Below are 24,686 nucleotides of genomic sequence, written 5' to 3'. Positions count from 1 at the left end.
CTTTTTACCTGCCTCACCCATCATCGTCTCCACCAATCAGAAGATGCCATGAATGCGACCCCTGCAGCGAACGACCCTTCCCTTTCGTCAGTAGTACTCGCAGAGCTGAAAAAGGGCGGTTTTTCGCCCGCGCGCCTGAACGAGGCGCAGGTTTTCTGCGAGGCTTTCTTTGCACGCATCGGGGGCGGCGACGCGCATCTGCACACACCGGTGCAGTGGGCGGCGCTGGTCGGCAGCCTGCTGGAGTTCATGCAGCAGCGCCGCGGCGGCCATGCCAGCGTGCGCGTGCTCAACGCGGCTGACGGGCATGCCGGCCGCAGCCTGCTGCAGATCGTCACCGACGATATGCCGTACCTGGTCGACACGGTCAGCATGATCGTCTCGGCGAAGCTGCAGATCCATGCGGTGATCCATCCGGTGCTGAAGGTGGCGCGCGATGCTTCCGGCAAGCTGCTCGGCCTGGGCGGCGACGCCGGCAGCGCCGAATCGCTGATGCATTTCGAGATCGACCGGGTCGCCGATGCCGCCGAGCAGTCGCAGCTGGAAGCGCGGGTCGCGGCTGCGCTGGACGACGTGCGCGCCGCGGTGGGCGACTGGTCGGCGATGCGCGACAAGGCGCTGGCGGTCGCCAACGAACTGCCGCAGCGCAAGCTGCCGCTGGACGCGGCCTCGGTGCAGGAGGCCAGCGAGTTCATGCGCTGGATCGCGGCCGACAACTTCACCTTCCTCGGCTACCGCGAATACGAAGTCGCCGACGCCGACGGCGACCGCGTGCTGCGCGCGGTCGATGCGTCCGGCCTGGGCATCCTGCGCAAGAGCGATCGCTCGATGGCGCCGCGTTCGCTGCGCACGCTGGCCGCCAGCGAGCTGCCGCAATCGGGCGCCACCGACGCGATCATCCTGACCAAGACCAACGCGCGCTCGCACGTGCACCGCAGCGGCTACATGGATTACATCGGCGTGCTGCAGTTCGGCGCCGACGGCCGCGCGGTGGCCGAGCAGCGCTTCCTCGGCCTGTTCTCCTCCAACGCCTACATGGCCCGCCCGCAGGACGTGCCGCTGGTGCGGCACAAGGTGGAAACCGTGCTGGCGCGCTCGGGCCTCAAGCGCGATTCGTACTCCGGCAAGTCGCTGCGCCACATCCTGGAAACGCTGCCGCGCGAGGAGCTGTTCCAGAGCACCGAGGACGAGCTGTTCGCCACCGCGATGGGTATCCTCGAACTGCGCCAGCGCGCGCGCGCGCGGCTGTTCATGCGCCGCGACCGCTACGGCCGCTTCTTCACCTGCATGGTGTTCGTGCCGCGCGACCGCTTCAACACCTCGGTGCGCGAGCGCATCGAATCGCTGCTGGGCGCGGCGCTGCATGCCGAGCAGCGCGATTCCTCGGTGCAGATGGGCGAGGCCGTGCTGGCGCGGCTGACCATCGTGCTGCGGCCGAAGATCGGCGACCAGCCGTCCTACGACCTGGCCGAGCTGGAGCAGGGCGTGGCCGGCATCGTGCGCAACTGGCACGACGAGGTGCGCGACGCGCTGGTGCGCCTGCGCGGCGAACATGAAGGCGTGGTGCTGGCCAACCGCTACGCGCGCGCACTGCCGGCCGGCTACGTCGAGGACGTCAGTCCGGCGGTGGCCGCCGAGGACGTGTACCAGCTCTCGCAACTGGCCGGCGACAACGCGTTGCGGATGTCGTTCTACCACCCGCCGAAGGCGCCCGAGACGCTGCGCTTCAAGGTCTACCGCTCCGGCGGCGACATCGCGTTGTCCGAAGTGCTGCCGCAGCTGGAGAACCTCGGCCTGCGCGTGCTCACCGAGCACGTCTACGACGTTTCCGGCGAGGCGCCGCTGTCGATCCAGGATTTCGAGGTGCAGCCGGTCGGCAAGCTCACCTTCGGCGTGGAGCAGGTCGGCGCGCTGTTCGAGGACGCGTTCGAGCAGATCTGGCGCGGCAACGCCGAGAACGACGGCTTCAACCGGCTGGTGCTCGGCGCCAAGCTGGGCTGGCGCCAGGTGGCAATGCTGCGCGGCTACTGCAAGTACCTGCTGCAGACCGGCGCCACCTTCTCGCAGTCGTACATGGAGGAAACCCTCAACCGCTATCCGGCGGTGGCCGGACTGCTGGTGGAGTTGTTCCTGGCCAAGTTCGATCCGCGCCGCGAAGCGCTTTCCGCCGACGAGCTGAAGGCTGCCGGCGCGACCCTGGTCGCCGAGATGCTGGCGCTGATCCCGGCCAACGTGCAGGCCGCGCAGCCGGGCCTGATCGGCGAGCTGGGCGCGTCGTTGTCGAAGCCGCGCGACGCGCAGGTCCAGGCGGTGGAGAACGCGATTGGCATCCTGCTGGAGAACGTGGCCAGCCTCGACGAGGACCGCATCCTGCGCAGCTTCATGAAGCTGATCCGTGCCACCTTGCGCACCAGCTTCTTCCAGCAGTGGGACGGCGCCTACCGCGACTACATCAGCTACAAGCTCGACTCGCACCTGCTGCCCGACCTGCCCAAGCCGGTGCCGTACCGCGAGATCTGGGTGTGCGCGCCGCGCGTCGAGGGTATCCACCTGCGCTTCGGCGCGGTGGCGCGCGGCGGCCTGCGCTGGTCCGACCGGCGCGAGGATTTCCGCACCGAGGTGCTGGGCCTGGTCAAGGCGCAGATGGTGAAGAACACGGTGATCGTGCCGGTCGGTTCCAAGGGCGGCTTCTTCGTCAAGAAGTCCCCGCCCGCCAGCGACCGCGACGCGGTGCTGGCCGAGGGCATCGCCTGCTACCGCCTGTTCATCAACGGCCTGCTCGACATCACCGACAACCTGGTCGACGGCAAGGTGGTGAACCCGCACGACGTGGTGCGCCACGACGCGGACGACCCCTACCTGGTGGTGGCCGCGGACAAGGGCACCGCCAAGTTCTCCGACATCGCCAACGCGATCTCGATCGAGCACAACTATTGGCTCGGCGACGCGTTCGCCTCCGGCGGCTCGCACGGCTACGACCACAAGGGCATGGGCATCACCGCCAAGGGTGCATGGGAGTCGGTCAAGCGCCACTTCCGCGCGCTCGGCCGCGATTGCCAGAGCGAGGACTTCACCTGCGTCGGCATCGGCGACATGTCCGGCGACGTGTTCGGCAACGGCATGCTGCTGTCCGAACACACCCTGCTGCTGGCCGCGTTCGACCATCGCCACGTGTTCCTCGATCCGAACCCGGACGCGGCCCGTTCGTTCGTCGAGCGCCAGCGCATGTTCGAGGTGCCGCGCTCAAGCTGGGACGACTACGACAAGTCGTTGATCTCCGCTGGCGGCGGCGTGTATCCGCGCAGCGCCAAGTCGATCCCGATCTCGCCGGAAGTGCGTGCAGTGCTGGGGCTCAAGCCCGACGTCGAGCATCTGGCGCCGAGCGACCTGCTCAGCGCGATCCTGAAGGCGCCGGTGGACCTGTTGTGGAACGGCGGCATCGGCACCTACATCAAGTCCTCCGGCGAAACGCATGCCGAGGTGAGCGACCGCGCCAACAACGCGCTGCGCATCAACGGCGCCGACGTGCGCGCGAAGATCATCGGCGAGGGCGGCAACCTGGGCATGACCCAGAAGGGCCGTATCGAGGCGGCGCAGAAGGGCGTGCTGCTGAATACCGACTTCATCGACAACTCCGCCGGCGTGGACACCTCCGACCACGAGGTGAACATCAAGATCCTGCTCAACGACGCCGTGCAGCGCGGCGAGCTGGGTTTCGATGCGCGCAACGCACAGCTCGCCGCGATGACCGACGAGGTGGGCCAGCTGGTGCTGTGGGACAACTACCGGCAGAACCAGGCGATCACCCTGATGGAGCACCAGTCGATCGGCCGCATCGGCTCGATGGCGCACTTCATCCGCACGCTGGAGGCCGAGGGCACGCTGGACCGCCAGGTCGAGAACCTGCCGTCGGAGGCCGAACTGACCGAGCGCAAGAGCCGCGGCCTGGGCCTGACCCGGCCGGAGCTGGCGGTGCTGCTGTCGTACGACAAGATCCGCCTGTTCCAGCAGCTGCTGGACTCGGACGTGCCGGAAGACCCGTACCTGTCGAAGGAACTGGTGCGCTACTTCCCGCTGCCGCTGCACGAGAAGTACGCCGCGCACATGCAGCGGCATCGGCTGAAGCGCGAGATCATCGCCACTGCGGTGACCAACTCGACGATCAACCGCATGGGCGCCACCTTCATGATGCGCATGCAGGAAGACACCGGGCAGGGCCCGGCGGCGATCGCCAAGGCGTATACCGCGGCGCGCGAGATCCTCGAGGCGCGCGAACTGTGGGCGCAGATCGAGGCGCTGGACGCCAAGGTGGCCGAGGACACCCAGATCGACGCGATCAAGCAGATCTGGTCGCTGCTGCGGCACATGACGCGGTGGCTGCTGAACCGTCCCGGCGGCTCGCTCGACATCGCCGCCAACGTCGTGCGCTACCAGGCCGGCGTGTCGACCCTGCGCAAGGCCCTACCAGACGTGCTGACGCCGACCGGCAAGGGTGATTTCTCCTCCAGCCAGGAGAAGTGGGAAGGCCTGGGCCTGCCGGCCGAGCTGGCGCTGCGGATGGCCCGCATGCCGGAGCTGCGCGCCGCGCTGGACATGGTCGAGGTGAGCCAGCTGAGCGGCCAGCCGATCGGGAAGGTGGCCGGCGTGTTCTACGAGCTGGGCGAGGCGCTGGACCTGGAGTGGCTGCGCGACCAGATCGAGGCGCTGCCGGTGGAAGGTCACTGGCACGCCCAGGCGCGCGGCTCGCTGCTGGACGAGCTCAACCACCAGCATCGGGCGTTGTCGCTGCAGGTGCTCAATCTCGGCGGCGGCAGCCAGCACGTCTCGCCGGTGCAGGCGTGGCTGCAGCGCGACGACGCCACGCTGCAGTACACCCGCGGCATGCTGGCCGAGATCCTCACCCAGAACGCGGACTACCCGATCGCCTCGGTCGCCGTCCGCCGCCTGGCGCAGCTGGCGCAGGTGCCGGTGGTCTGAGCCGGCCCGGGTTGAGCGAGTGACGAATGAAGGCGCAGGATCAGCCATGGTCTTGCGCCTTCATGCTGTGTAATCTCGGCTGACTTTCGCACCAGGTTTTTGCGCATGCGCCTAGCCTTCGTCGCCAGTGATACCAGCGTCGCCCAGCAGGCGTGGCGCAAGCTGGTGGAGCGCTACGGCACCGTGCCGCCGGAGCAGGCCGAGCTGATCGTGGCGCTGGGCGGCGACGGCTTCATGCTGCGCACCCTGCACGCGTACCACGCGCTGGAACTGCCGGTCTACGGCATGAAGCTGGGCCGGGTCGGTTTCCTGATGAACAAGCACCGGCTCGACAGCCTGCCGGAGCGGATCGCGCGCGCGCACGCGGCGTCGCTGTTCCCGCTGCAGATGGCGGTCACCGATGCGGCCGGCAACGAACACACCGCGCTGGCCTTCAACGAAGTCTCGCTGCTGCGCCAGAGCAACCAGGCCGCGCACCTGGAAGTGCAGCTCAACGATACGGTGAAGCTGGCGAGCCTGGTCTGCGACGGCATCATGGTCGCCACCCCGGCCGGTTCCACCGCCTACAACCTGTCCGCGCACGGGCCGATCCTGCCGCTGGATGCGAACGTGCTGGCGCTCACCCCGATCAGCCCGTTCCGCCCGCGCCGCTGGCGCGGCGCGATCCTGCCGCACCGCACCGAGGTGATCCTGCGCGTGCTCGACCCGGGCAAGCGCCCGGTCAGCGCCACCGCCGATTTCCACGAGGTGCGCGACGTGCGCACCGTGGCGATCCGTCAGTCCGGCGGGCAGGGCGTGCGGCTGCTGTTCGACCCCGAGCACAACCTGGAGCAGCGCATCCTGGACGAACAGTTCGCCGCGGAATGAGGAGTGAGTGGAGAGGAGCGAGCAGTGAGAGGGCCGACTCCGCTGTTGCTCGCTCCTCCCCACTCACTCCCCGCTCTTTGCGGTAGATTCGCGGCATGAGCCAGCCAACCGCCCACGATCCGACATCCACCACCGACAATCGCCTGGTGGTGGCGATTTCCTCGCGCGCGCTGTTCGACCTCGGCGACAGCCACGCGCTGTTCGAGCGCGAAGGCCTCGACGCCTACCGCGCGTTCCAGATCGACCACGAGAACGAGATCCTCAAGCCCGGCGTGGCGTTTCCGCTGGTGCAGAAACTGCTGGGGTTGAACAAGCTGGCCGGCGACGTGCCGCCGGTGGAGGTGATCCTGCTGTCGCGCAATTCCGGCGACACCGGGCTGCGCATCTTCAACGCGATCCAGCACTACGACCTGGAAATCAGCCGCGCCGCGTTCACCAGCGGCGCACCCACCTCCGACTACATCGCGCCGTTCCGGGCCGACCTGTTCCTCTCCGCCAACGCCGAGGACGTCGGCCGCGCGCTGGCCGCCGGCGTGGCGGCGGCCACCATCCTGCCCAGCGTCGCGCCACCGCGCATGAGCGAGCAGTTGCGCATCGCCTTCGACGGCGACGCCGTGATCTTCGGCGACGAGGGCGAGCGCGTCTCGCGCGAGGAAGGCCTGGAGGCCTTCCACCGCAACGAGCGCGAGCACGCCGCCGAGCCGCTGTCGGTGGGGCCGTTCCGCGGCTTCCTCGCCGCGTTGCACCGCCTGCAGACCGCGTTCCCGGCCGAGGACTCGCCGATCCGCACCGCGCTGGTCACTGCCCGTTCCGCCCCCGCGCACAAGCGCGTGATCCTCACCCTGCGCAAGTGGGGCGTGCGCATCGACGAGGCGCTGTTCCTCGGCGGCCGCGACAAGGGCCCGTTCCTCGACGCGTTCGGCGCCGACATCTTCTTCGACGACTCGCCGGCCAACGTGGAGTCCGCGCGCAAGCACGTGGCGACCGGGCACGTGCCGCACGGCGTGAGCAACCGTTAGCGAAGGCCTGGGCAAGCCGCCATCCTGGCGAAAGTCGAGAGCCTGGGCCTCGGCAACTGTCTGAAGGCACGGGGTTCCGGCTTTCGCTGGAACGACGAGTCGACGCCTGGCCCATCCCAAGGCGTTGCACGGCCGGGAAATCAGAGCATGCGGATCCGCTGCCACCAGCGCGTCACCTGTTCCTCGCGCACGAAGGTGAACAAGCCGGCGCCGAGGATGATCGCGATGCCGATCGCCATCGGCCAGTCCAGCCGGTCGTGGAACAGCACGTAGCCGAGCAGCACCGCCCACAGCATCTGGCTGTACTGGGTCGGCGCGACGTGGTTGGCCGGCGCCTTCTGCGTGGCCAGCATCAGCAACACCGAGGCCAGCGCGGCGAGCAGGCCGTAGCCGAGCAGCAGCCCCCACTGGACGAGGTCCGGCCAGCGGAAATCGGCCAGCATCAGCAAGCCGGCCACCAGCAACGAGCCGATCATGCCGGCGCTGTACAGGGTGATGCGCTTCTCGTGCGGGCCGGACAGGCGCAGCGCGATCATCGAGACGGCGCCGGAAAGCCCGCACACGATCGCCGCCAGGTGGCCGATGCCGAGCGCGCGGAAGCCCGGCCGCAGCACCACCAGCACGCCGACGAAGCCGGCCACCACCGCCGACCAGCGGCGCCAGCCCACGGCTTCCTTCAGCACCAGCACCGACAGCACGGTGACGAAGATCGGCAGCAGGAAGATCAGCGCGAACGCCTCGGCCATCGGCAGTGCGGTGAACGCCACCACCGCCGCGATGCTGCCGACCGCGCTGGCGAGCGCGCGCACCAGCCACAGGCCCGGGCGTTGCGCGCGCAGCGCCTCGTGCCAGCGGTCATCGGCGCCCTTGATGAACGGCAACGCGGTCAGGCCCAGCGCGGCGCCGAAGAACACCGCCTCGTACGCCGGCAGCGAGCCGCGCAACGATTTCACGAACGCGTCGCTGATGGCGTACGCGGCAAAGGCCATGAAGCCGAGCAAGACACCTTTGAACATGGGTTTCCGTGGGCGAGCGTGCAGTGGAGGGCGGGATCGGGCCAGGCGGGGCGGGCGTGCTCCATACGCATCCGTCGGGCGCGTCCGGCCTGTGCGGGCGCATAGGTCGCGCTACAATACCGGCTTTTACGCGCCCTCTCTGGAGCTTCCATGGCTGTCCGTCTGAATCCGCTCGATCTGTACGACGTCCGTTCGCTGCTCAGCGACGAGGAGCGCATGGTGCAGGACACCGTCGGCCGCTTCGTCGACGAACGCGTGCTGCCGATCATCGGCGACTGTTTCGACCAGGGCCGCTTCCCGAAGGAATTGATCCCGGAGATCGCCGGCCTCGGCCTGCTCGGCGCGACGATCCCGGAGAAGTACGGCTGCGCCGGCATGAACGGCGTGAGCTACGGCCTGATCTGCCAGGAGCTGGAGCGTGGCGACTCGGGCCTGCGCAGCTTCGCCTCGGTGCAGAGTTCGCTGGTGATGTACCCGATCTACGCCTACGGCAGCGAAGCGCAGAAGATGGAGTACCTGCCGAAGATGGCGGCGGGCGAGGTGATCGGCTGCTTCGGCCTGACCGAGCCGCACGGCGGCTCCGATCCGGCCAACATGAAGACCCACGCCAAGCAGGACGGCGGCGACTGGGTCATCAACGGCGCCAAGATGTGGATCACCAACGGCAACCTGGCGCATATCGCGATCGTCTGGGCGCAGACCGATGACGGCATCCAGGGCTTCGTGGTGCCGACCGACACGGCCGGCTTCAAGGCGCAGGAAATCCACAAGAAGATGAGCCTGCGCGCCTCGGTCACCAGCGCGCTGTTCTTCGACAACGTGCGCGTGCCGGACAGCGCGCGGCTGCCCAACGTGAAGGGCTTGAAGGGGCCGCTGGGCTGCCTGACCCAGGCGCGCTACGGCATCACCTGGGGGCCGATCGGCGCGGCACAGGCCTGCCTGAAGGAAGTGCTCGACTACACCGCCGAGCGCATGCTGTTCGGCAAGCCGCTCGCCTCCAACCAGGCGATCCAGCTGAAGCTGGCCGACATGGCCCGGCGCATCACCACCGCACAGTTGCTGTCGTTGCAGCTGGGGCGCCTGAAGGACGCCGGCAAGATGCAGCCGACCCAGGTCTCGCTGGCCAAGTGGAACAACTGCCGCATGGCGATCGACATCGCGCGCCAGTGCCGCGACATCCTCGGCGGCGCCGGCATCACCACCGAGCACTCGGCCATCCGCCATGCGCTGAACCTGGAATCGGTGATCACCTACGAGGGCACCGAGACCGTGCACGAGCTGGTGGTGGGTCGCGAGCTGACTGGCATCAACGCGTTCTGAAGCGGGGTCGCATGGACCTGGATTCGTTGCGCATCGAAACCGAGCGGCTGATCCTGCGCCCGCCGCGGATGCAGGATTTCGACGCCTACGCGGCGAACATGGCCGATGCCGAGGCTGCGCGCTTCATCGGCGGCCAGCAGGCGCGCGCCGCCGCGTGGCGCGGCTTCCTGTCGCTGGCCGGTGCGTGGATGATCCAGGGTTTTTCCATGTTCTCGGTGATCGAGAAGCGCAGCGGCCAATGGATCGGCCGGCTCGGCCCGTGGCATCCGGCCGACTGGCCCGGCACCGAAGTGGGCTGGGGCCTGGCGCGCAGCGCCTGGGGCAAGGGCTATGCACTGGAAGGCTGCGTCGCCGCGATCGACTGGACCTTCGACCAGCTGGGCTGGAGCGAGATGATCCATTCCATCCATCCCGACAACCGCGCCTCGCAGGCGCTGGCGCAGCGGCTGGGTTCGAGCTGCCGCGGCCCGGGCAAGCTGCCCGCGCCGTACGAGGATTCGCCCACCGAAATCTGGGTGCAGACGCGCGAGCAATGGCGCCGGCGCCGCGCATGAGCCACCTCTCGCCCGCGCTTTACGCCACCCTGGCCGAGATCGTGCCCGAGCTGCACGTGCATTGCGTCGATCCGTGGTGCCTGATCGGGAGCGCCGCGGCGCTGCTGCTCGGCGCGCAGACCGGCGCCGCGGATGTGGACGTGCTGACCTCGCGCGCCGACGCCGAGGCGTTGATGGCGCATTGGGCGTCGCGGCGCGAGCCCGCGTTCACGCCGCCGGAGGCCGACCGGTTCCGTTCGCACTTCGCCCGCTTCCGCTTTCCCGGCGCGCCGGTCGAGGTGATGGGCGCGCTCGAGCTTCATGCCGACGATCGCTGGCGGCCGGTGCTGCCGGGGAAGCTCGTGCTGGCCGGCGTGAACGGCTTGGCCGTGCCGGTGCCGTCGGTCGAAGACCAGATCCGGCTTTGCGAAAGCTTCGGCCGTCCCAAGGACCTGCAGCGCGCCGCGCTGCTGAAACAGCTGGGAGGGGAAAGGCCATGATCACCATCTACGGCATGCGCGCTTCCGGCAACTGCTACAAGCTGCAACTGCTGCTGGACCAGTTGGGCCGCGACTACCGCTGGGTCGACGTGGACAGCGCCGGTGGCGAGACGCGCACGCCGGCCTACCTGGCGAAGAACCCGAACGGCAAGGTGCCGCTGCTGGAACTGGAGGATGGGCGCCGGCTGGCCGAGTCCGACGCCATCCTGTGCTACCTCGCCGAAGGCACCGCCTATTGGCCGAATGGATCGGGGCCCGAGGATGCCTGGTTACGCGCGCAGACGCTGCAGTGGCTGTTCTTCGAGCAGTACAGCCATGAGCCGTGCATCGCGGTGGCGCGCTTCATCCGCGGCTGGCTGCCGCCCGACCACCCGCGCCAGGCCGAGCTGCCCGCGCTGCTGCACAAGGGCACGCAGGTGCTGGCGGTGATGGAACAGCACCTGGCCGGGCGCGACTGGTTCGTCGGCGAACGCTACGGCATCGCCGACATCGCGCTGTACGCGTACACCCATTGTGCCGGCGACGGCGGGTTCGAACTGTCCGCATTTCCGAACATTCGTGCGTGGCTCGGTCGCGTGCAGGCGCAGCCCGGCCACACCCCGATGCAACATCTACCGCTGTAGGAGCCCGCTTGCGGGCGATGCCCTTGAAGAGCATCGCCGCGCAAGCGGGCTTCTGCAGAACATTCCCCCACCTCACCGACGACACGCCATGCCCATTCCGTTCAACCTCAGCGCCCGCCACAAGGGCTTCAACCGCGCCGAAGTCGTCGACCAGAACTTCATCGAGTTCGTGCAGCTGTGGCAGGGCGAGGCGCGCGCCGCGCCGCACGACGGCGAGGCAGTGCTGCCGGGCAGCGCGCTGGACGCACGCGGCTTTCGCGAGCTGCTGGAATCCCAATTGATCTCGCGCCACCTCGACCTGATGGCGCGCGTGCTGCGCGTGCAGAACAAGGTGTTCTACACGATCGGTTCGTCCGGCCACGAAGGCAACGCGATGGTGGCGCGGCTGACCCGGCACACCGATCCGGCGTTCCTGCATTACCGCTCCGGCGGCTTCATGGCCGAGCGCTTCCGCAAGATCCCGGGCATGGACCCGGTGATGGATTCGGCGCTGTCCTTCGCCGCCAGCAAGGACGATCCGGCCTCCGGCGGCCGCCACAAGGTGTGGGGCAGCAAGCCGCTGTGGGTGCTGCCGCAGACCTCCACCATCGCCTCGCACCTGCCCAAGGCGCTCGGCACCGCGGTGGCGATCGAGCAGGCGCGCCGCATCGGCCACCAGCTGCCGATCCCCGACGACAGCATCGCGATCTGCTCGTTCGGCGACGCCTCCAGCAACCACGCCAGCGCGCAGACCTCGTTCAACGCCGCGGCATGGACGGCGTACCAGAAGCTGCCGGCGCCGGTGCTGTTCGTGTGCGAGGACAACGGCATCGGTATCTCGGTGAAGACGCCGACCGGCTGGGTCGCGGCCAACTACCAGCATCGCGCCAACCTCGATTATTTCTTCGCCGACGGCCTCGACCTGGCCGAGGGCTATGCCCAGGTGCAGCGTGCGGTGGAGCATTGCCGCACGACCCGCCGGCCGACCTTCCTGCATCTCAAGACCACCCGCGTGATGGGCCACGCCGGCACCGACTTCGAGATCGAGTGGCGCAGCATCGAGGAACTCTTTGCGGTCGAATGCTCCGACCCGCTGCTGCGTTCGGCCGACATCGCGCTGGCGTCCGGCCTGTATTCAAAGGACGCACTGCTGGATCTGTACGAAGCCACCCGCAAGCGCTGCTTCGCCGCTGCCGAGGATGCGGATTCGCGCCATCGACTGACCTCGCTGGAAGACGTGATGGCCCCGCTGGCGCCGTACACGCCGGCCGCGGTGAAAGCCGAGGCCACGCGCGCCGACTATGCGGAGAAGCGGCTGGCCGTGTTCGGCGGCGAGGCGAAGCTGCCGGAGAAGCTGCCGCCGCGGCACCTGGCGATCCAGATCGGCCAGGCGCTGCACGATCTCTTGGCGAAGTACCCGGAGGCGCTGCTGTTCGGCGAGGACGTGGCGCAGAAGGGCGGCGTGTACACCGTCACCAAGGGGCTGAACAAGACCTTCAAGGGCAGCCGCGTGTTCAACACGCTGCTCGATGAAACCATGATCCTGGGTCTGGCCCAGGGCTACGCCAACATGGGCATGCTGCCGATCCCGGAGATCCAGTACCTGGCGTACTTCCACAACGCCTGCGACCAGATCCGCGGCGAGGCGGCGTCGCTGCAGTTCTTCTCCAACGGCCAGTACCGCAACCCGATGGTGATGCGGGTGGCCTCGCTGGGCTACCAGAAGGGTTTCGGCGGCCACTTCCACAACGACAACTCGATCACCGCGCTGCGCGACATTCCCGGCCTGGTGGTGGGCTGCCCCAGCCGCGGCGACGACGCGGCATTGATGCTGCGCACGCTGATGGCGCTGGCGAAGGTGAACGGCCGCGTGTGCGCCTTCCTCGAGCCGATCGCGCTGTACATGACCAAGGACCTGTACGAAGCCGGCGACGGCCAGTGGCAGTTCGACTATCCGGCACCGGACCAGGCGATGACGCTGGGCGAGGGCCGCCTCTACCACGAGGCGGCGAACGACCTGGTGGTGTTCACCTTCGGCAACGGCGTGCCGATGGCGTTGCGTGCCGCGCGCACGATCGAAAAGGAACTGGGCTGGCAGGTGCGCGTGGTCGACCTGCGCTGGCTGGCGCCGCTCAACGACGCCTTCATCGCGGCACAGGCGAAGACGGCCAGGCGCATCATCGTGCTGGACGAGGGGCGCAAGAGCGCCGGCGTGGGCGAGGGCGTGATCACCGCGATCGTCGAGGGCGGCTGCGGTGCCACACCGATGAAGCGCGTGGTCGGCGCCGACACCTTCACCCCGCTGGCCGGTGCGGCGCTACTGGTGCTGCCGGGCGAGGCCGACGTGGTGGCGGCGGCACGCGGGCTGGCGGCAGGCTGACCGCGGCCGGCTTTCAGCGCTCGCGTTTCTCCACCACGTGCAGGTGGGGGCTGGTGCGGGGCGTCAGGCTGTCGGCGTGCAGGCAGACCCGGTTGCGGCCGCCGAGCTTGGCGTCATACATGGCCTGGTCGGCGCGATCGACCAGGGATTCCACGTCGTCGCCTTCCCGGCGTACGGCGATGCCGATGCTGACGCTGAGCAGCAACGAGTCCTCACTGACAGGTATCTCCAGCCGATGCACGCGCCGGCACAGGCGGGTTGCCACCTGCATGGCCTGCTGCGCCGGGATGCCGTCGAGCAGGGCGACGAACTCCTCGCCGCCGTAGCGCCCGAGCAGGTCGGTGGGGCGCAGCTCGGCGGCCAGTGCCTTGGCCACCGCGACCAGCGCACGGTCGCCGGCGTTGTGGCCGTGGCGATCGTTCAGCAGCTTGAAATGATCCAGGTCGAGGAACAGCAGCGCAATCGGCCGCGGCGGTCCGCCGGACAGCAGGGTGCTGGCGCGCTCGGTCCAGGCGCGGCGGTTGAGCACGTTGGTGAGCGCGTCGTGGTCGGCCAGCACCCGCACGATGTCGCGGTCGTGGCGCAGCCTGAGCGCACGGTCGGCCAGGCCGATCGACAGCACCACCGCCTCGAACGCGCCGCCGGCCAGGCTGGCGTCGTTGAGCCAGTCCAGTCGCGGCAGCGCGCCGCCGACCTGGGCGCTGGTCAGCGCGGTGAGCAGCAGCAGCGGCGTCCAGCCGGCCAGGAAGAACCACGCCTGGCGCGAACCGCGTGCCGCGGCGACGATGGCGGCCACCAGCAGCAGCACCGCACCGATCATCAGCAACGGGTTGAGCAGCAGTTGCGCCACGTCGACCAGCAGCGGGATCCGGCTGCTGCGCATCAGCACCAGCTGGATCATGCCGACGGCCAGCGCCGTGACCGGCACCCGCAGCAGCGGTGCGTAACGCTGCAGTTCGCAGAAGCGCATCATGAACAGCGAGGCGAACGCGACCGACAGCGCCACCGCGGCCGAACCGGCCAGCAAGGCCATGCCCGACAGCCACTGCCATTCCATCGGATGGAACACGAAGCCGGTCTGGATGCCCTGGATCAGCGCGTAGCAGAGCACGTAGCCGGCGTACCACGCATAGGTGACGTCACGCAGCATCAGCGCGAAGCTCAGCGCCATCAGCACCATCGTCAGCATCACCGCGAAGCAGGCGCTGGCCAGCACCAGCCAGCGCGCGTCGTTGCGCGCGTACTCGCCCGCGGTTTCCAGGTGGAAGCGGACCGGTGCGCTGAGCGTCTGCGATGGTTCGAACTTCAACAGGATCGGCGCCGACGCGGCCAGGCCGGCCGGCAGCTGCCAGGCCAGCCGGCCGTGGCCATGCAGCGATTCGCTGAAGTCGTCCAGCGCCAGCGTCTGTGGCTGGGCGCCGCCGAACACCGTGACCGTGCCCAGCGTGGCCGGGTAGATCGTCAGCACCCGCGCGCTGTCGTCCCAGGGCGGCTGCGCCGTGATCACCACCCAGTTGCCGGCATCGCCCTGCGGAAACCGTTGCAGCAGGGACGGGTCGAAACTTTTCAGCAGGCCGGCGTGGTACTCGCTCAGCACTGTCTGCGGGGTATCGCGGGGATGCGCCTCGCGCCAGGCGCCGTTCAGCGGGGTGGCGGCCTGGGCCGTGCCCAGCCCGAACCAGCAGAGCAGGCCGAGCACGAGGCCGCACCACGACCGCCTGCGGCGGGCCGTTGTCGGCGTTGTGGTCAGCCTCTCCATGTCTTCCCCCCGCTGTGCGAGCGTCTTGCAGGACTGCCGGTGGATGATGCGTTTGCCGGCCGTCCCATGGCCTCCACGTCCCGGCATCAGGTGGGGGCATTCCCCGCCATGCTGGCCCTTTCCGTGCCGGACGCGCGACGGCGCGAGCGACAACCGTTGAACGTGCATCATCCTTCGTTTTTGTATCAAGCACGGGCCGTGCCACGGCGCTGCGCCTGGCGAATCCCCCGGCCATGCCCCGGTGGCCGGTGCTCCGGGCGAGCGTGGCATGGCCGGCGGCAGCCGAGGTGGTTCAATCCGGACGCGGAGGGTCATCCGTGGCGGCATCGAGGCATTGTGCAAAGCGCGGGACTCGACGGCCAGTGACTATCGTCAGCCCCGGCGCCGGAAACCGCCGGCGCGGCGGTGGCTCGGACTCAGGCCGGCCGGCGCGCGCCCAGCATCACCAGCAGTTCCTGCGCGCTGCGGATGCGCTCGCTGGCGCCGGGGAGCTCCAGGATCACCTTCAGCTTGTCCTGGCCGTCCAGCTTGTACACGCGCGGCTGGCGCTGGATCAGCTGGATGATGGTCATCGGGTTCACCTCGGGCTTCTCGCGGAACACGATGCGACCGCCGTTGGCGCCGAAGTCGAGCTTGCGGATGCCGAGCGGGGTCGCCATCAGTTTCAGGCTGGCCACGGCGAACAGCTGCCGGGTCGGCTCCGGCAGCAGGCCGAAGCGGTCGATCATCTCCACCTGCAGGTCGCGCAGCTCGTCCTCGCTGCGTGCGCTGGCGATGCGCTTGTACAAGGTGAGGCGGTGGTGCACGTCGGGCAGGTAATCGTCGGGGATCAGCGCAGGCAGGTGCAGCTCGACCTCGGTTTCGTGTTCGCTGCTCAGGTCGAAATCCGGCACCTTGCCCGACTTCAGCGCGCGCACCGCGCGGTCCAGCAATTCGGTGTACAGGCCGAAGCCGATCTCCTGGATCTGGCCGGATTGCTCGTCGCCGAGCAGCTCGCCGGCGCCGCGGATCTCCAGGTCGTGGGTGGCCAGGGTGAAACCGGCACCGAGTTCTTCCAGCGAAGCCAGCGCCTCCAGCCGCTTCTGCGCATCGGCGGTGATCGAGCGGCGGTCGGGCACCACGAGATAGGCATACGCGCGGTGGTGCGAACGCCCGACGCGGCCGCGCAACTGATGCAGCTGGGCCAGGCCGAAGCGGTCGGCGCGGTCGATGATGATGGTGTTCGCGGTGGGGATGTCGATGCCGGTTTCGATGATGGTGGTGCACACCAGCACGTTGAAGCGCTGGCGGTGGAAATCCGCCATCACGCCTTCCAGTTCGCGCTCGGGCATCTGGCCGTGGGCGATGCGGATGCGCGCGTCGGGCACCAGTTCCTCCAGCTCGCGCACGGTGCGCTCGATGCTCTGCACCTCGTTGTGCAGGAAGTACACCTGGCCGCCGCGCGACAGCTCGCGCTGCAGCGCCTCGCGGATCGTCGCCGGGTCCCACGCCGAGATGAAGGTGCGCACGGCGGTGCGGTGCGCCGGCGGCGTGGCGATCAGCGACAGGTCGCGCAGGCCGGCCATCGCCATGTTCAGCGTGCGCGGGATCGGCGTGGCAGTCATCGTCAGCAGGTCGACCTCAGCGCGCAGCTTCTTCAGCTGTTCCTTCTGGCGCACGCCGAAGCGCTGTTCCTCGTCGACGATGACCAGGCCGAGATTCTTGAACTTGACGTCTGGCTGCAGCAGCTTGTGCGTGCCCACGATCACGTCGATCTGGCCGTCGGCCAGACGCTTCAGCGCCTCGTTCACTTCCTTGGCGGACTTGAAGCGCGACAGCACGTCGACGCGCACCGGCCAGTCGGCGAAGCGGTCGGCGAAGTTGCGGTAGTGCTGCTGGGCGAGCAGGGTGGTCGGCACCAGCACGGCGACCTGCCTGCCGGCGGTGGCGGTGGCGAACGCGGCGCGCAGCGCCACCTCGGTCTTGCCGAAACCGACGTCGCCGCAGATCACCCGGTCCATCGCACGCGGCGCGGCCAGGTCATCCAGCACCGCCTCGATGGCGCTTTCCTGGTCGGGAGTTTCCTCAAACGGAAAGCTGCTGCCGAACTCTTCCACCAGCTGGCGATCGATCGGCAGCGACTCGCCGCCGCGGGCCTGGCGCTGCGCGTAGATCGCCAGCAGCTCGGCGGCCACGTCGCGCACTTTCTCTGCCGCCTTCCTGCGTGCGCGTTCCCACGCATCGCCGCCCAGCGAGTGCAGCGGCGCCAGCTCCGGCGCGGTGCCGGAGTAGCGGCTGACCAGGCCGAGCTGCGCCACCGGCACGTACAGCTTGTCGCCCCTGGCGTACTCGATGGTGAGGAACTCGCCGTCCATGCCGCCCACGTCCATCGAGACCAGGCCCTGGTAGCGGCCCACGCCATGGTCGACGTGCACGATCGGTGCACCCGGAGTGAGCTCGGTGAGGTCGCGGATGATCGCTTCGGGGTCGCGTGCAGTGCCGCGGCGGCGCTTGCGCTCGCGCTCGCTGCGCACCCGCTCGCCGTACAGCTCGCGCTCGGTAAGTACGGTGATCGCGGGTTTGGTCAGCGCGAAGCCCTGTTCCAGGCTCGCGATGGTGATGGCAAAACGTTGTGCATCTTCAGCAAGGAAGGACGTCCAGCCGTCCACGTTGTCCGGTTTCATCCCGGCGCCGGCCAGCGTCTCGACCAGCGCCTCGCGCCGCCCCGCCGAATCCGCGGCGATCAGTACCCGGCCCGGATAGCTGGCCAGGAAATGCCGCAGCGACGTGCCCGGCTCCTCGCCCTTGCGATTCAGCGGCAGCTCCGGCGCCGGCTGGGTGCCGGTGTCGACGGCGTGCTCGTGGCCGGGCTCGACCACCTCCACGCGCAGGCGCTTGTTGAGTCGCTCGCGCAACTGTTCCGGCGGCAGGTAGAGTTCGGCCGGCGGCAGTACCGGGCGTTCGATGTCGTGCGCGCGCTGGTCGTAGCGTTCGGCGGTCTGCGCCCAGAACTGGTCGGCGGCTTCGCCGGCGCCTTCGCCGAGCACGAACAGCGCATCGTCGGCGAGGTAGTCGAACAGCGTGGCGGTTTGTTGGAAAAAAAGTGGCAGGTAATACTCGATGCCGCCGGGCGTGACGCCTTCCTTCATGTCCTGGTACAGCGGACAGCGGCGCACGTCGATCGGGAAGCGCTCGCGCAGGTTGCCGCGGAACTCCTTCGCCGCTTCCTCGGTGAGCGGAAACTCGCGCGCGGGCAGCAGCTCGACCCGGTCCACCGGCTGCTGCGAACGCTGGGTTTCCGGATCGAAGCTGCGGATCGACTCCACCTCGTCGTCGAACAGCTCGATGCGGTACGGCTCGGCGGTGCCCATCGGGAAGATGTCGAGCAGCGCGCCGCGCACCGCGAAGTCGCCCGGCTCGGCCACCTGCGGCACATGGCGGTAGCCGGACGCTTCCAGCCGGCGTTGCTCGCCGGCGAGATCCAGCTTCTGGCCCTTCGCCAGCACCAGCCCGGAGCCGGTGATGTGCGAGTGCGGCGCGATCCGCTGCATCAGCGTGGCCACCGGCACCACCAGCACGCCGCGCTTCACGCTCGGCAGTCGATACAGCGTGGCGACGCGTTGCGAGACGATCTCCGGGTGCGGGCTGAACACGTCGTACGGCAGCGTTTCCCAGTCCGGGAAGTGCAGCACCGGCAGCCCACCGGCGAAAATCTTCAGTTCCGCTTCCAGCGCCTGCGCGCGCTGGGTGTCGCGCGCCACCACCACCAGCAGGCCGTCGTGCGCGCGCGCCGCCTCGGCCAGCAGCAGTGCCCGCGCGGAGCCGTGCGGCGGCGTCCAGTGGCGGCACTGTTTCGGGCTGGTGGGCAGGGGCGGGTGCTTGATCGGGCTGGGCATAGCCGACAAGTGTAACGCGGCGGCCCGTGCAGGCCGGCTGCGTTTCTACAGCTTCAGCGTGATCTGTGCGGTGCCCGGCTCGTCCGGCAGCATCCGCTGGGCGAAGCCCAGCTCCTTGCACAGCTGCAGCATCGGCCGGTTCTCCAGCAGCACGTAACCCCACAGCTCGGCCAGGCCGCGGCGGCGGCAGTCTTCGACCAGGTGCCGCATCAGCAGGGCACCCAAGCCGCGGCGGCTCCAGTCGTGCTCCACCAGTACCGAGAACTCGGCGCTGTCGGTGGCCTCGTCCACGTAGATCCGGCCCACGCCGCGCATCTCGGCCGGCTTGATGGATTCGTCCATCAGCACGTAGGCGGTCTCGAGCTTGGAATCGATGCGGCACAGCCGCTGCGCCATCGGCGTCGGCAACTCGGACATCGCATGCAGGAAACGGCGGCGGATATCCTCCGGCGACAGCCGGGTGAAGCAGCGCTGCATTGCCGCCACGTCGCCCGGCTCGATCATGCGCAGCACCAGTTCGCGGCCGTCCTCGGTGCGCACCTGTTCGCCGCGCGGCGCGGGCCGCACGTGCGGACGCGCGAAGCGCTCGCTGGCGCGTGGCGGCAGCGAGGCGTAGCGGGTGGGAGCGGCGAAGTCGATGGCGGGGATCATGGCAGGTCCGTACTTTTGCGTATTGTGTGCAATGCAACATGAATTTGCAATGACGGGGCTCGTGGCGAACCGCCGTGGATGCATGGCAACGGCGCCCACGCCGGCGAACCGATGTTGCGGCACGGAAGGTGGCTACGCGGGCAGACAGGCGCCGCACCGCCCCGCACAATGCCGGCTGGATTTTCCCGGAGCACCGCATGACCCGCCAAGCGAAGCACGGTCTCAGCGCCGCCCAGCTGGATGCATTGTGCGGCCACTGGCCTGGCGTCAGCCGCGATACCAAGTGGGGCGTCGACAGGGTGTTCAGCGTGGGCGGCAAGATGTTCGCGGTGATGCCGTCGGACGGCAGCGAAGGCGGCCGGCTGTCATGCAAGGTGGCCGACCAGCGGTTCCTCGAACTCACCGACCAGCCTGGCATCATCCCCGCGCCGTACCTGGCGCGCGCGCACTGGATCTCGATGGTCGAACCGCAGCGCTTCGCCACGGCGGAGCTGGAGGCATTCGTGCTCGATGCCTATACGCTGGTGCGCGCGAAGCTGACGAAAAAACTGCAGGCGGCACTGGGGCCGCTGCCGACCGTCAAGGCAAGGAAATGAAACAGCATCTCGGCGCCCTGGCGCTGCTGGTCGCCGATTACGACGAGGCGATCGCCTGGTACACCCGCGCGCTCGGCTTCGAACTGGTCGAGGACACCGACCTGGGCGGCGGCAAACGCTGGGTGCTGCTGGCGCCGCCCGGTTCCAGCGAAACGCGTTTGCTGCTGGCCAAGGCGAATAGCGACGAGCAGGCCTCGCGCATCGGCAACCAGACCGGCGGCCGCGTGTTCCTGCTGCTGCACACCGACGACTTCCAGCGTGACTGGCAGCGCATGCGCGCCCAAGGCGTGCATTTCCGCGAGGAGCCGCGGCACGAAGCCTACGGCACGGTGGCGGTGTTCGAGGACCTGTACGGCAACGGCTGGGATCTGCTGGAAGCGAAGCGCTGAGGCGTCACCAGATCAGGTCGTCCGGCACTTCGAACTGCCGGTAATACTCGTCGTCCGCGCCGCTGCTGCTGCCGGCTTCGGTGCGGCCGTGGTCGAGCACGATCATCGTCGCATCGCGTTCGCGGATCTTGTCGGCCGCCACGCGCGGCAACAGCTCGTAACCTTCGCCGTGGCGCACGATCACCAGCGTGCCGGCGGCCAGCTGCGCGCGCAGCGGTTCGTTCACCAGCACGTTTTTGATCCTGTCGCCGTCAGTGAAGCGATAGGCAATCTCGCCCTCGCGCTTCACCTTGTGCGCCTCGACGATCTGGCGAACCTGCGCCCGCGCCTCGTTCGCGCGCGCCTGCGCATTGCGTTCGGCAGCAATCGCGCGATCGCGCTCGGCCTTCTCCGCCTGCAGCCGCCGCGCTTCCAGTTCCTCGGCACTCGGCGCCACCGGTGCCTTGCCCTGGTGCTTCTTCGCCTGCTCGCGCACGACCTGCGCCGCCTTGGCCTTGTTGACGAGACCGGCTTTGAGGAGTTGTTCCTGGAGAGGGTTGCGCATGGGACTTGCCGGGAATGCCTTGCGGGGGAACGGGAGAAGTATGCCGCGGCGGCTCAGTCCGCGTTGTCCGGCTCGAAGAAGCTCCAGCGCACATCGCCAAACTCGGCCTTCATCGCCGCCTCGACAGTGTTGATCGCGTCGATCAGGCTGGCGGTGGGCTGCATGCGCGCCTTCACTGCGACCATCACGTCGGCACCCATCTGCAGGGTGATCAGGTTCAGCACTTCGGCGACTTCCGCGCGCGCGTTGAGGAAGGCCAGCAATTCCTTGCGGCGGCGCGGTTCCACGCCCTGGCCGATCAGCAAGGCCTTGACCTCGATCGCCACCAGCACCGCGACCACGATCAGCAGCGCGCCGATGGCGATGGTGCCGGCGGCGTCGAACATCAGGTTGCCGGTGAGCATGGTGGCGCCCACCGCGAGCGCGGCCAGGCACAGGCCGACCAGGGCGGCCAGGTCTTCGCCGAAGATCACCAGCAGTTCGCTGGAGCGGGTTTCGCGGAACCAGGTCCACAGGTCCTGCGTGCCGCGGGCCTTGTTTACTTCCTGCAGGCAGCCGCGCATCGAGATGCCCTCCACCACGATGCCGAACATGAGCACGCCCAGCGCCAGCCACGGCCATTTCAGCGGCTCGGGATTGGTGAGCTTGTGCACGCCCTCGTAGATCGAGAACATGCCGCCCACGCTGAACAGCAGTATCGCCACCAGGAACGACCAGAAATACAGCGCGCGGCCCCAGCCCAGCGGAAACTCGTCCGACGGCGGCCGCTTCGCCTGGCGGATGCCGAGCAGCAGCAGGCCCTGGTTGCCGCAGTCGGCCAGCGAGTGCACCGCCTCGGCCATCATCGCGCCGGAGCCGGTCACGAAAGCGGCGACCAGCTTGGCCACGAAGATGGCGAAGTTGGCGCCAAGCGCGAGGAAGATGGCCTTGACCGGGTTGGCGGCGTGACCTGACATGTGCAGTTCCTTCGACGATGGCCGTGAAGTGTAAGCCACCCGATGCGATGAGGATTCGCCGTAGGAGCGCACCCTGTGCGCGATGCTCTTCGTCACGTGACGAAAGGCATCGCGCACAGGGTGCGCTCCTACGGGAGGCGAGGGCGTTCCGGGTTCGGGGGGAGGTCAGCGGATGCCGACGCCCAGGCCCACGCCGAAGTGCACGTTGTTGCGCCCCTTGTTCATTTCCTCGGCGGTCCAGACATGCGACTGCGCCACGCTGACCAGCGGGAACACGTAGTCGGCTTCGCCGACCTTGCCGGCACGGCTGCCGTTGAGCTTGCCGTTGACCGTCATCAGCGCGCCGGCGGGGTAGTCCAGCGGCTCCACGTAGCCGGGCATCACGGCGATGAAGCGGCCGTTGCCGCTGTCGTTCGCCTTCGGGCGTTGCGAGGCGTCCAACGGGTAGGCCAGCAGTTCGATCTCGCTGTGGTCGGCGAATACCTTGACCTGCACGATACGCCCGCCCCAGATCACCTCGCTGTTGCTGAATTTCTCCGGCGATTGCGCGACCTGGAACGGTGCGGCGGTCACCGTGGCTGCGCCGGCCTTGTAGATCGGTGCGGGAGCGCAGGCCGCCAGCATCAGCACGGCGGCCGGCACGGCGAGGCGGATCAGCAGGGAGGTGGGGCGGCTGCGCATGGTCGTGCTCCTGGAGGAACGCTGGCGGGTGCGTCGAGCTTAGCGGCGACCCGGCGACCGCGGTAGTCGCGAGGCGGGCAGCGGGCTGGGCGTGTTCAGCTGGCTGCCGGCTTCGTCCAGCAGCCAGTCCAGCTTCCATTCGGCCGGGCGATCCTGCGAGAGCAGGCCGGCCAGCACGCGCAGCGGTTCGCGCAGGGTGTCGTCGAGGTTCCATGGTGCGTTGAGGATGACCATGCCCGAGCCGTTGAGGCGCAGCGGCGAATCGTCCGGATGCACCAGCAGCTCGGCGCGCAGGATGCGTTTCACCCCGCTGTGCTGCAGCTTGCGCAGGAACGGCTGCACCTGGCTGCGCAGCTTGATCGGGTACCACACCGCGTAGACGCCGGTGGGCCAGCGCAGCAGGGCCGACTTCAATGCCTGCTCGATCAGCTTGTACTCGGCCTCCTGCGCCTCGTACGGCGGGTCGATCAGCACCAGGCCGCGCTTTTCCTTCGGCGGCAGCAGCGCCTTCAGCGCCTCGTAGCCGTCGCGCTGGTGCACGTGCACCTGTGGATTGCCGCGGAACAGCTCGTGCAATTTCGCCGCTTCCTCGACGTGCAGTTCGCACAGCTGGGCGCTGTCGCCGGGGCGCAACAGTCGGGCGACCTGCAGCGGCGAGCCGGGGTAGTGCTTCAGGCCCTGTTCGTTGCCCTCGCCGCCGAGGATGCCGTCGCGCCAGCGCCTGAGCAGCGGCGGCACCTTTTCGGCCGGGTGCAGGCGCGCGATGCCGTCCCTGTGCTCGCCGGTCTTCTTCGCCTCGAAGCCTTCCAGCGGATAGCTGCCGCTGCCGGCGTGGGTGTCGATGTAGCAGAACGGCGCGGGCTTGGCCTGCAGCGCCTCGACCAGCGCGAGCAGCACGACGTGCTTGAGGACATCGGCGAAGTTGCCGGCGTGATAGGCGTGGCGGTAATTCATGGCGGTCACGGCGGGCGGGGGAGCCCAGTATAGAGGCCGGCAGCGGGCTCCCCGTCGCAGCACGTAACCTTTCCTGCACATCGACCGGCGCAGGCTTTGCCTGTTGCAGTGTTGCAACCGGCCAGGCACGCCGCTTCGGCCGTCCATCTGCGCGGAGAATCATCATGACGTTCTCGCCGAAAATCATCGTTTCGACGGCCACCCTCGGCCTTTGCCTGGCGTTCGGCACAGCCAGTGCCCAGGACAGCGGAAGCATGGCGCCGGCGCCGGCGTCGAGCAGCATGGGCCAGATGGGAGGCATGCATCACAAGATGATGCGCCACAACAAGAACGGCAGCATGCACATGATGCCCGCCACGGTCAGCTCGGTCGACAGCAAGACCGGTATCGTCGAGGTGAGCTCGGCCGGCATGTCGCTGCGCGTGCACTTCCCGCCGGCGTCGGTGGCGAACCTGAAGGCCGGCGACAAGATCACCCTGCACATGGGCTATACCCAGTAGTTCGCCCGGTGGCGGACGAACCGCGGCGGGCTTCGGTCGTCTCGCGATGGAGCCACGTCCAGGGTTGAGGCCCATCGGCACGCCCCCTATGCTGTGCCGATGAGCCGCTCGCCACGTCACGCCGCATGCTTGCCGTCCTTCCGGGCGATGGCCTGGCTGGCGTGGCTGATCCTCGCGCTGGCGCCGGTGCACGGCATGCCGCGCGGGGCGGCTGGTGGCACGCTTCAAGCCGCGCCCGCGTCGACCGTCGCCCAGCTCGCCGGCCATGGCGACCACGCCATGGCCGATCAGTCCGGTTGTTGCGACGACCGGGGCCACGACGCGCATGGCTCGATGGGTTCGGCCTACTGTGCGGCGGCGTGCGGCAGCATCCTGCCGGCGTTCGCCTTGGCCGGGCTGGTGCCGGTGGCACCGGAACCCTGGCATGTTTCGCCATCCTTCGCGTCGGCGCCCAGCGTTGCGCAGGCGCCGCCGCTGCGGCCGCCCGCCGGCTGATTCCGCGCACTGCGACCACGCCTTCACGCTCGCCCGACGGTGAACGTGAAGGCGGCCCATGACCGGCGTCGA

General features: G+C 68.7%; 20 protein-coding genes. 12 read left to right on the top strand and 8 right to left on the bottom strand.

Features of this window, described 5'->3' with window-relative positions:
* Positions 1 to 48: 48 nt before the first annotated feature.
* The 3 genes from RHOOR92_RS0105860 (at position 49) to RHOOR92_RS0105850 (ending at position 6,863) form a co-directional block, all read left to right on the top strand.
* Entirely contained in the window at positions 49 to 4,977 is a 4,929-nt protein-coding gene (locus RHOOR92_RS0105860) for an NAD-glutamate dehydrogenase domain-containing protein (protein ID WP_027489845.1), read from the top strand.
* Between the two features lie 105 nt (positions 4,978 to 5,082).
* On the top strand, positions 5,083 to 5,844 hold the full coding sequence (locus RHOOR92_RS0105855) for an NAD kinase (protein ID WP_007512824.1): 762 nt from the start codon (positions 5,083 to 5,085) through the stop codon (positions 5,842 to 5,844).
* 95 nt (positions 5,845 to 5,939) lie between these two features.
* Positions 5,940 to 6,863: a 5'-nucleotidase gene (locus tag RHOOR92_RS0105850; protein WP_007512826.1), complete on the top strand. Its 924-nt coding sequence runs from the start codon at positions 5,940 to 5,942 to the stop codon at positions 6,861 to 6,863.
* Between the two features lie 140 nt (positions 6,864 to 7,003).
* On the opposite strand, the gene RHOOR92_RS0105845 is transcribed toward RHOOR92_RS0105850, so the two are convergent.
* Positions 7,004 to 7,879 (bottom strand): DMT family transporter, encoded by an 876-nt coding sequence (locus RHOOR92_RS0105845; RefSeq protein ID WP_027489844.1) that lies wholly within the window; start codon positions 7,877 to 7,879, stop codon positions 7,004 to 7,006.
* Between the two features lie 150 nt (positions 7,880 to 8,029).
* On the opposite strand from RHOOR92_RS0105845, the gene RHOOR92_RS0105840 reads away from it, so the two are divergent.
* The 5 genes from RHOOR92_RS0105840 to RHOOR92_RS0105820 all read left to right on the top strand — a co-directional run bounded on the left by RHOOR92_RS0105840 (position 8,030) and on the right by RHOOR92_RS0105820 (position 13,214).
* On the top strand, positions 8,030 to 9,199 hold the full coding sequence (locus tag RHOOR92_RS0105840) for an acyl-CoA dehydrogenase family protein (protein WP_027489843.1): 1,170 nt from the start codon (positions 8,030 to 8,032) through the stop codon (positions 9,197 to 9,199).
* An 11-nt stretch (positions 9,200 to 9,210) separates the two neighbouring features.
* Positions 9,211 to 9,753, top strand: coding sequence for a GNAT family N-acetyltransferase (locus RHOOR92_RS0105835; RefSeq protein ID WP_007512833.1), 543 nt, complete (start codon positions 9,211 to 9,213; stop codon positions 9,751 to 9,753).
* A complete protein-coding gene (locus RHOOR92_RS0105830; protein ID WP_231378340.1) occupies positions 9,750 to 10,232 on the top strand; it encodes a hypothetical protein in 483 nt (160 codons plus the stop codon). Before RHOOR92_RS0105835 ends, RHOOR92_RS0105830 begins: the two co-directional genes overlap by 4 nt.
* A complete protein-coding gene (locus RHOOR92_RS0105825) occupies positions 10,229 to 10,855 on the top strand; it encodes a glutathione S-transferase family protein (protein WP_007512837.1) in 627 nt (208 codons plus the stop codon). The genes RHOOR92_RS0105830 and RHOOR92_RS0105825 overlap by 4 nt, the downstream gene beginning before the upstream one ends.
* Before the next feature lie 88 nt (positions 10,856 to 10,943).
* The gene (locus RHOOR92_RS0105820; RefSeq protein ID WP_027489841.1) at positions 10,944 to 13,214 is read left to right on the top strand and encodes a thiamine pyrophosphate-dependent enzyme; all 2,271 of its coding nucleotides are present in this window, start codon (positions 10,944 to 10,946) and stop codon (positions 13,212 to 13,214) included.
* Between the two features lie 13 nt (positions 13,215 to 13,227).
* Here the strand turns inward: RHOOR92_RS0105820 and RHOOR92_RS0105815 are convergent, their stop codons facing one another.
* The 3 genes from RHOOR92_RS0105815 to RHOOR92_RS20065 form a co-directional block, all read right to left on the bottom strand.
* Positions 13,228 to 14,913 carry a diguanylate cyclase gene (locus RHOOR92_RS0105815; RefSeq protein ID WP_231378339.1) on the bottom strand — a complete coding sequence of 562 codons (1,686 nt, stop codon included), beginning with the start codon at positions 14,911 to 14,913 and terminating at the stop codon, positions 13,228 to 13,230.
* 476 nt (positions 14,914 to 15,389) lie between these two features.
* Complete coding sequence (mfd, locus tag RHOOR92_RS0105810) at positions 15,390 to 18,848, bottom strand: transcription-repair coupling factor (protein ID WP_027489840.1); 3,459 nt, start codon at positions 18,846 to 18,848, stop codon at positions 15,390 to 15,392.
* Positions 18,849 to 18,893: 45 nt separating this feature from the next.
* A complete protein-coding gene (locus RHOOR92_RS20065) occupies positions 18,894 to 19,499 on the bottom strand; it encodes a GNAT family N-acetyltransferase (RefSeq protein ID WP_027489839.1) in 606 nt (201 codons plus the stop codon).
* A 197-nt stretch (positions 19,500 to 19,696) separates the two neighbouring features.
* On the opposite strand from RHOOR92_RS20065, the gene RHOOR92_RS0105800 reads away from it, so the two are divergent.
* Both RHOOR92_RS0105800 and RHOOR92_RS0105795 read left to right on the top strand, forming a co-directional pair.
* A complete protein-coding gene (locus RHOOR92_RS0105800; protein ID WP_027489838.1) occupies positions 19,697 to 20,095 on the top strand; it encodes an MmcQ/YjbR family DNA-binding protein in 399 nt (132 codons plus the stop codon).
* Positions 20,092 to 20,484, top strand: coding sequence for a VOC family protein (locus RHOOR92_RS0105795; RefSeq protein WP_007512854.1), 393 nt, complete (start codon positions 20,092 to 20,094; stop codon positions 20,482 to 20,484). Before RHOOR92_RS0105800 ends, RHOOR92_RS0105795 begins: the two co-directional genes overlap by 4 nt.
* A gap of 4 nt (positions 20,485 to 20,488) precedes the next feature.
* Here RHOOR92_RS0105795 and RHOOR92_RS0105790 read toward each other — a convergent pair whose 3' ends face one another.
* The 4 genes from RHOOR92_RS0105790 to rlmJ form a co-directional block, all read right to left on the bottom strand.
* Positions 20,489 to 21,028 (bottom strand): DUF2058 domain-containing protein, encoded by a 540-nt coding sequence (locus RHOOR92_RS0105790; protein ID WP_027489837.1) that lies wholly within the window; start codon positions 21,026 to 21,028, stop codon positions 20,489 to 20,491.
* Between the two features lie 53 nt (positions 21,029 to 21,081).
* Positions 21,082 to 21,984, bottom strand: a complete 903-nt coding sequence (locus tag RHOOR92_RS0105785; protein WP_027489836.1) for a cation diffusion facilitator family transporter — start codon at positions 21,982 to 21,984, stop codon at positions 21,082 to 21,084.
* 165 nt (positions 21,985 to 22,149) lie between these two features.
* Entirely contained in the window at positions 22,150 to 22,665 is a 516-nt protein-coding gene (locus RHOOR92_RS0105780; RefSeq protein ID WP_027489835.1) for a Slp family lipoprotein, read from the bottom strand.
* Positions 22,666 to 22,704: 39 nt separating this feature from the next.
* Positions 22,705 to 23,619: a 23S rRNA (adenine(2030)-N(6))-methyltransferase RlmJ gene (gene rlmJ, locus RHOOR92_RS0105775; RefSeq protein ID WP_027489834.1), complete on the bottom strand. Its 915-nt coding sequence runs from the start codon at positions 23,617 to 23,619 to the stop codon at positions 22,705 to 22,707.
* 164 nt (positions 23,620 to 23,783) lie between these two features.
* Between rlmJ and RHOOR92_RS0105770 the strand changes: the two genes are divergently transcribed.
* Together RHOOR92_RS0105770 and RHOOR92_RS0105765 are read left to right on the top strand one after the other, a co-directional pair.
* Complete coding sequence (locus RHOOR92_RS0105770; protein WP_015447277.1) at positions 23,784 to 24,119, top strand: hypothetical protein; 336 nt, start codon at positions 23,784 to 23,786, stop codon at positions 24,117 to 24,119.
* 147 nt (positions 24,120 to 24,266) lie between these two features.
* The gene (locus RHOOR92_RS0105765; protein WP_007512871.1) at positions 24,267 to 24,614 is read left to right on the top strand and encodes a hypothetical protein; all 348 of its coding nucleotides are present in this window, start codon (positions 24,267 to 24,269) and stop codon (positions 24,612 to 24,614) included.
* Positions 24,615 to 24,686: the final 72 nt, after the last annotated feature.

The organism is Rhodanobacter sp. OR92 (assembly GCF_000427545.1).
Taxonomy (GTDB): Bacteria; Pseudomonadota; Gammaproteobacteria; order Xanthomonadales; family Rhodanobacteraceae; genus Rhodanobacter; species Rhodanobacter denitrificans.
The sequence above is the reverse complement of the archived record's forward strand: the minus strand, read 5'-3'. Positions and strand labels throughout refer to the sequence as shown.

What these genes read in the sequence shown, in the direction of transcription:
- mfd (WP_027489840.1), bottom strand. Translation starts at nt 18,848, where the DNA reads ATGCCCAGCCCGATCAAGCACCCGCCCCTGCCCACCAGCCCGAAACAG.
- RHOOR92_RS0105770 (WP_015447277.1), top strand. Translation starts at nt 23,784, where the DNA reads ATGACGTTCTCGCCGAAAATCATCGTTTCGACGGCCACCCTCGGCCTT.
- RHOOR92_RS0105765 (WP_007512871.1), top strand. Translation starts at nt 24,267, where the DNA reads ATGGCCTGGCTGGCGTGGCTGATCCTCGCGCTGGCGCCGGTGCACGGC.
- RHOOR92_RS0105795 (WP_007512854.1), top strand. Translation starts at nt 20,092, where the DNA reads ATGAAACAGCATCTCGGCGCCCTGGCGCTGCTGGTCGCCGATTACGAC.
- RHOOR92_RS0105845 (WP_027489844.1), bottom strand. Translation starts at nt 7,879, where the DNA reads ATGTTCAAAGGTGTCTTGCTCGGCTTCATGGCCTTTGCCGCGTACGCC.
- RHOOR92_RS0105785 (WP_027489836.1), bottom strand. Translation starts at nt 21,984, where the DNA reads ATGTCAGGTCACGCCGCCAACCCGGTCAAGGCCATCTTCCTCGCGCTT.
- RHOOR92_RS0105820 (WP_027489841.1), top strand. Translation starts at nt 10,944, where the DNA reads ATGCCCATTCCGTTCAACCTCAGCGCCCGCCACAAGGGCTTCAACCGC.
- RHOOR92_RS0105855 (WP_007512824.1), top strand. Translation starts at nt 5,083, where the DNA reads ATGCGCCTAGCCTTCGTCGCCAGTGATACCAGCGTCGCCCAGCAGGCG.
- RHOOR92_RS0105835 (WP_007512833.1), top strand. Translation starts at nt 9,211, where the DNA reads ATGGACCTGGATTCGTTGCGCATCGAAACCGAGCGGCTGATCCTGCGC.
- RHOOR92_RS0105830 (WP_231378340.1), top strand. Translation starts at nt 9,750, where the DNA reads ATGAGCCACCTCTCGCCCGCGCTTTACGCCACCCTGGCCGAGATCGTG.
- RHOOR92_RS0105780 (WP_027489835.1), bottom strand. Translation starts at nt 22,665, where the DNA reads ATGCGCAGCCGCCCCACCTCCCTGCTGATCCGCCTCGCCGTGCCGGCC.
- RHOOR92_RS0105850 (WP_007512826.1), top strand. Translation starts at nt 5,940, where the DNA reads ATGAGCCAGCCAACCGCCCACGATCCGACATCCACCACCGACAATCGC.
- RHOOR92_RS0105790 (WP_027489837.1), bottom strand. Translation starts at nt 21,028, where the DNA reads ATGCGCAACCCTCTCCAGGAACAACTCCTCAAAGCCGGTCTCGTCAAC.
- RHOOR92_RS20065 (WP_027489839.1), bottom strand. Translation starts at nt 19,499, where the DNA reads ATGATCCCCGCCATCGACTTCGCCGCTCCCACCCGCTACGCCTCGCTG.
- RHOOR92_RS0105840 (WP_027489843.1), top strand. Translation starts at nt 8,030, where the DNA reads ATGGCTGTCCGTCTGAATCCGCTCGATCTGTACGACGTCCGTTCGCTG.
- rlmJ (WP_027489834.1), bottom strand. Translation starts at nt 23,619, where the DNA reads ATGAATTACCGCCACGCCTATCACGCCGGCAACTTCGCCGATGTCCTC.
- RHOOR92_RS0105800 (WP_027489838.1), top strand. Translation starts at nt 19,697, where the DNA reads ATGACCCGCCAAGCGAAGCACGGTCTCAGCGCCGCCCAGCTGGATGCA.
- RHOOR92_RS0105860 (WP_027489845.1), top strand. Translation starts at nt 49, where the DNA reads ATGAATGCGACCCCTGCAGCGAACGACCCTTCCCTTTCGTCAGTAGTA.
- RHOOR92_RS0105825 (WP_007512837.1), top strand. Translation starts at nt 10,229, where the DNA reads ATGATCACCATCTACGGCATGCGCGCTTCCGGCAACTGCTACAAGCTG.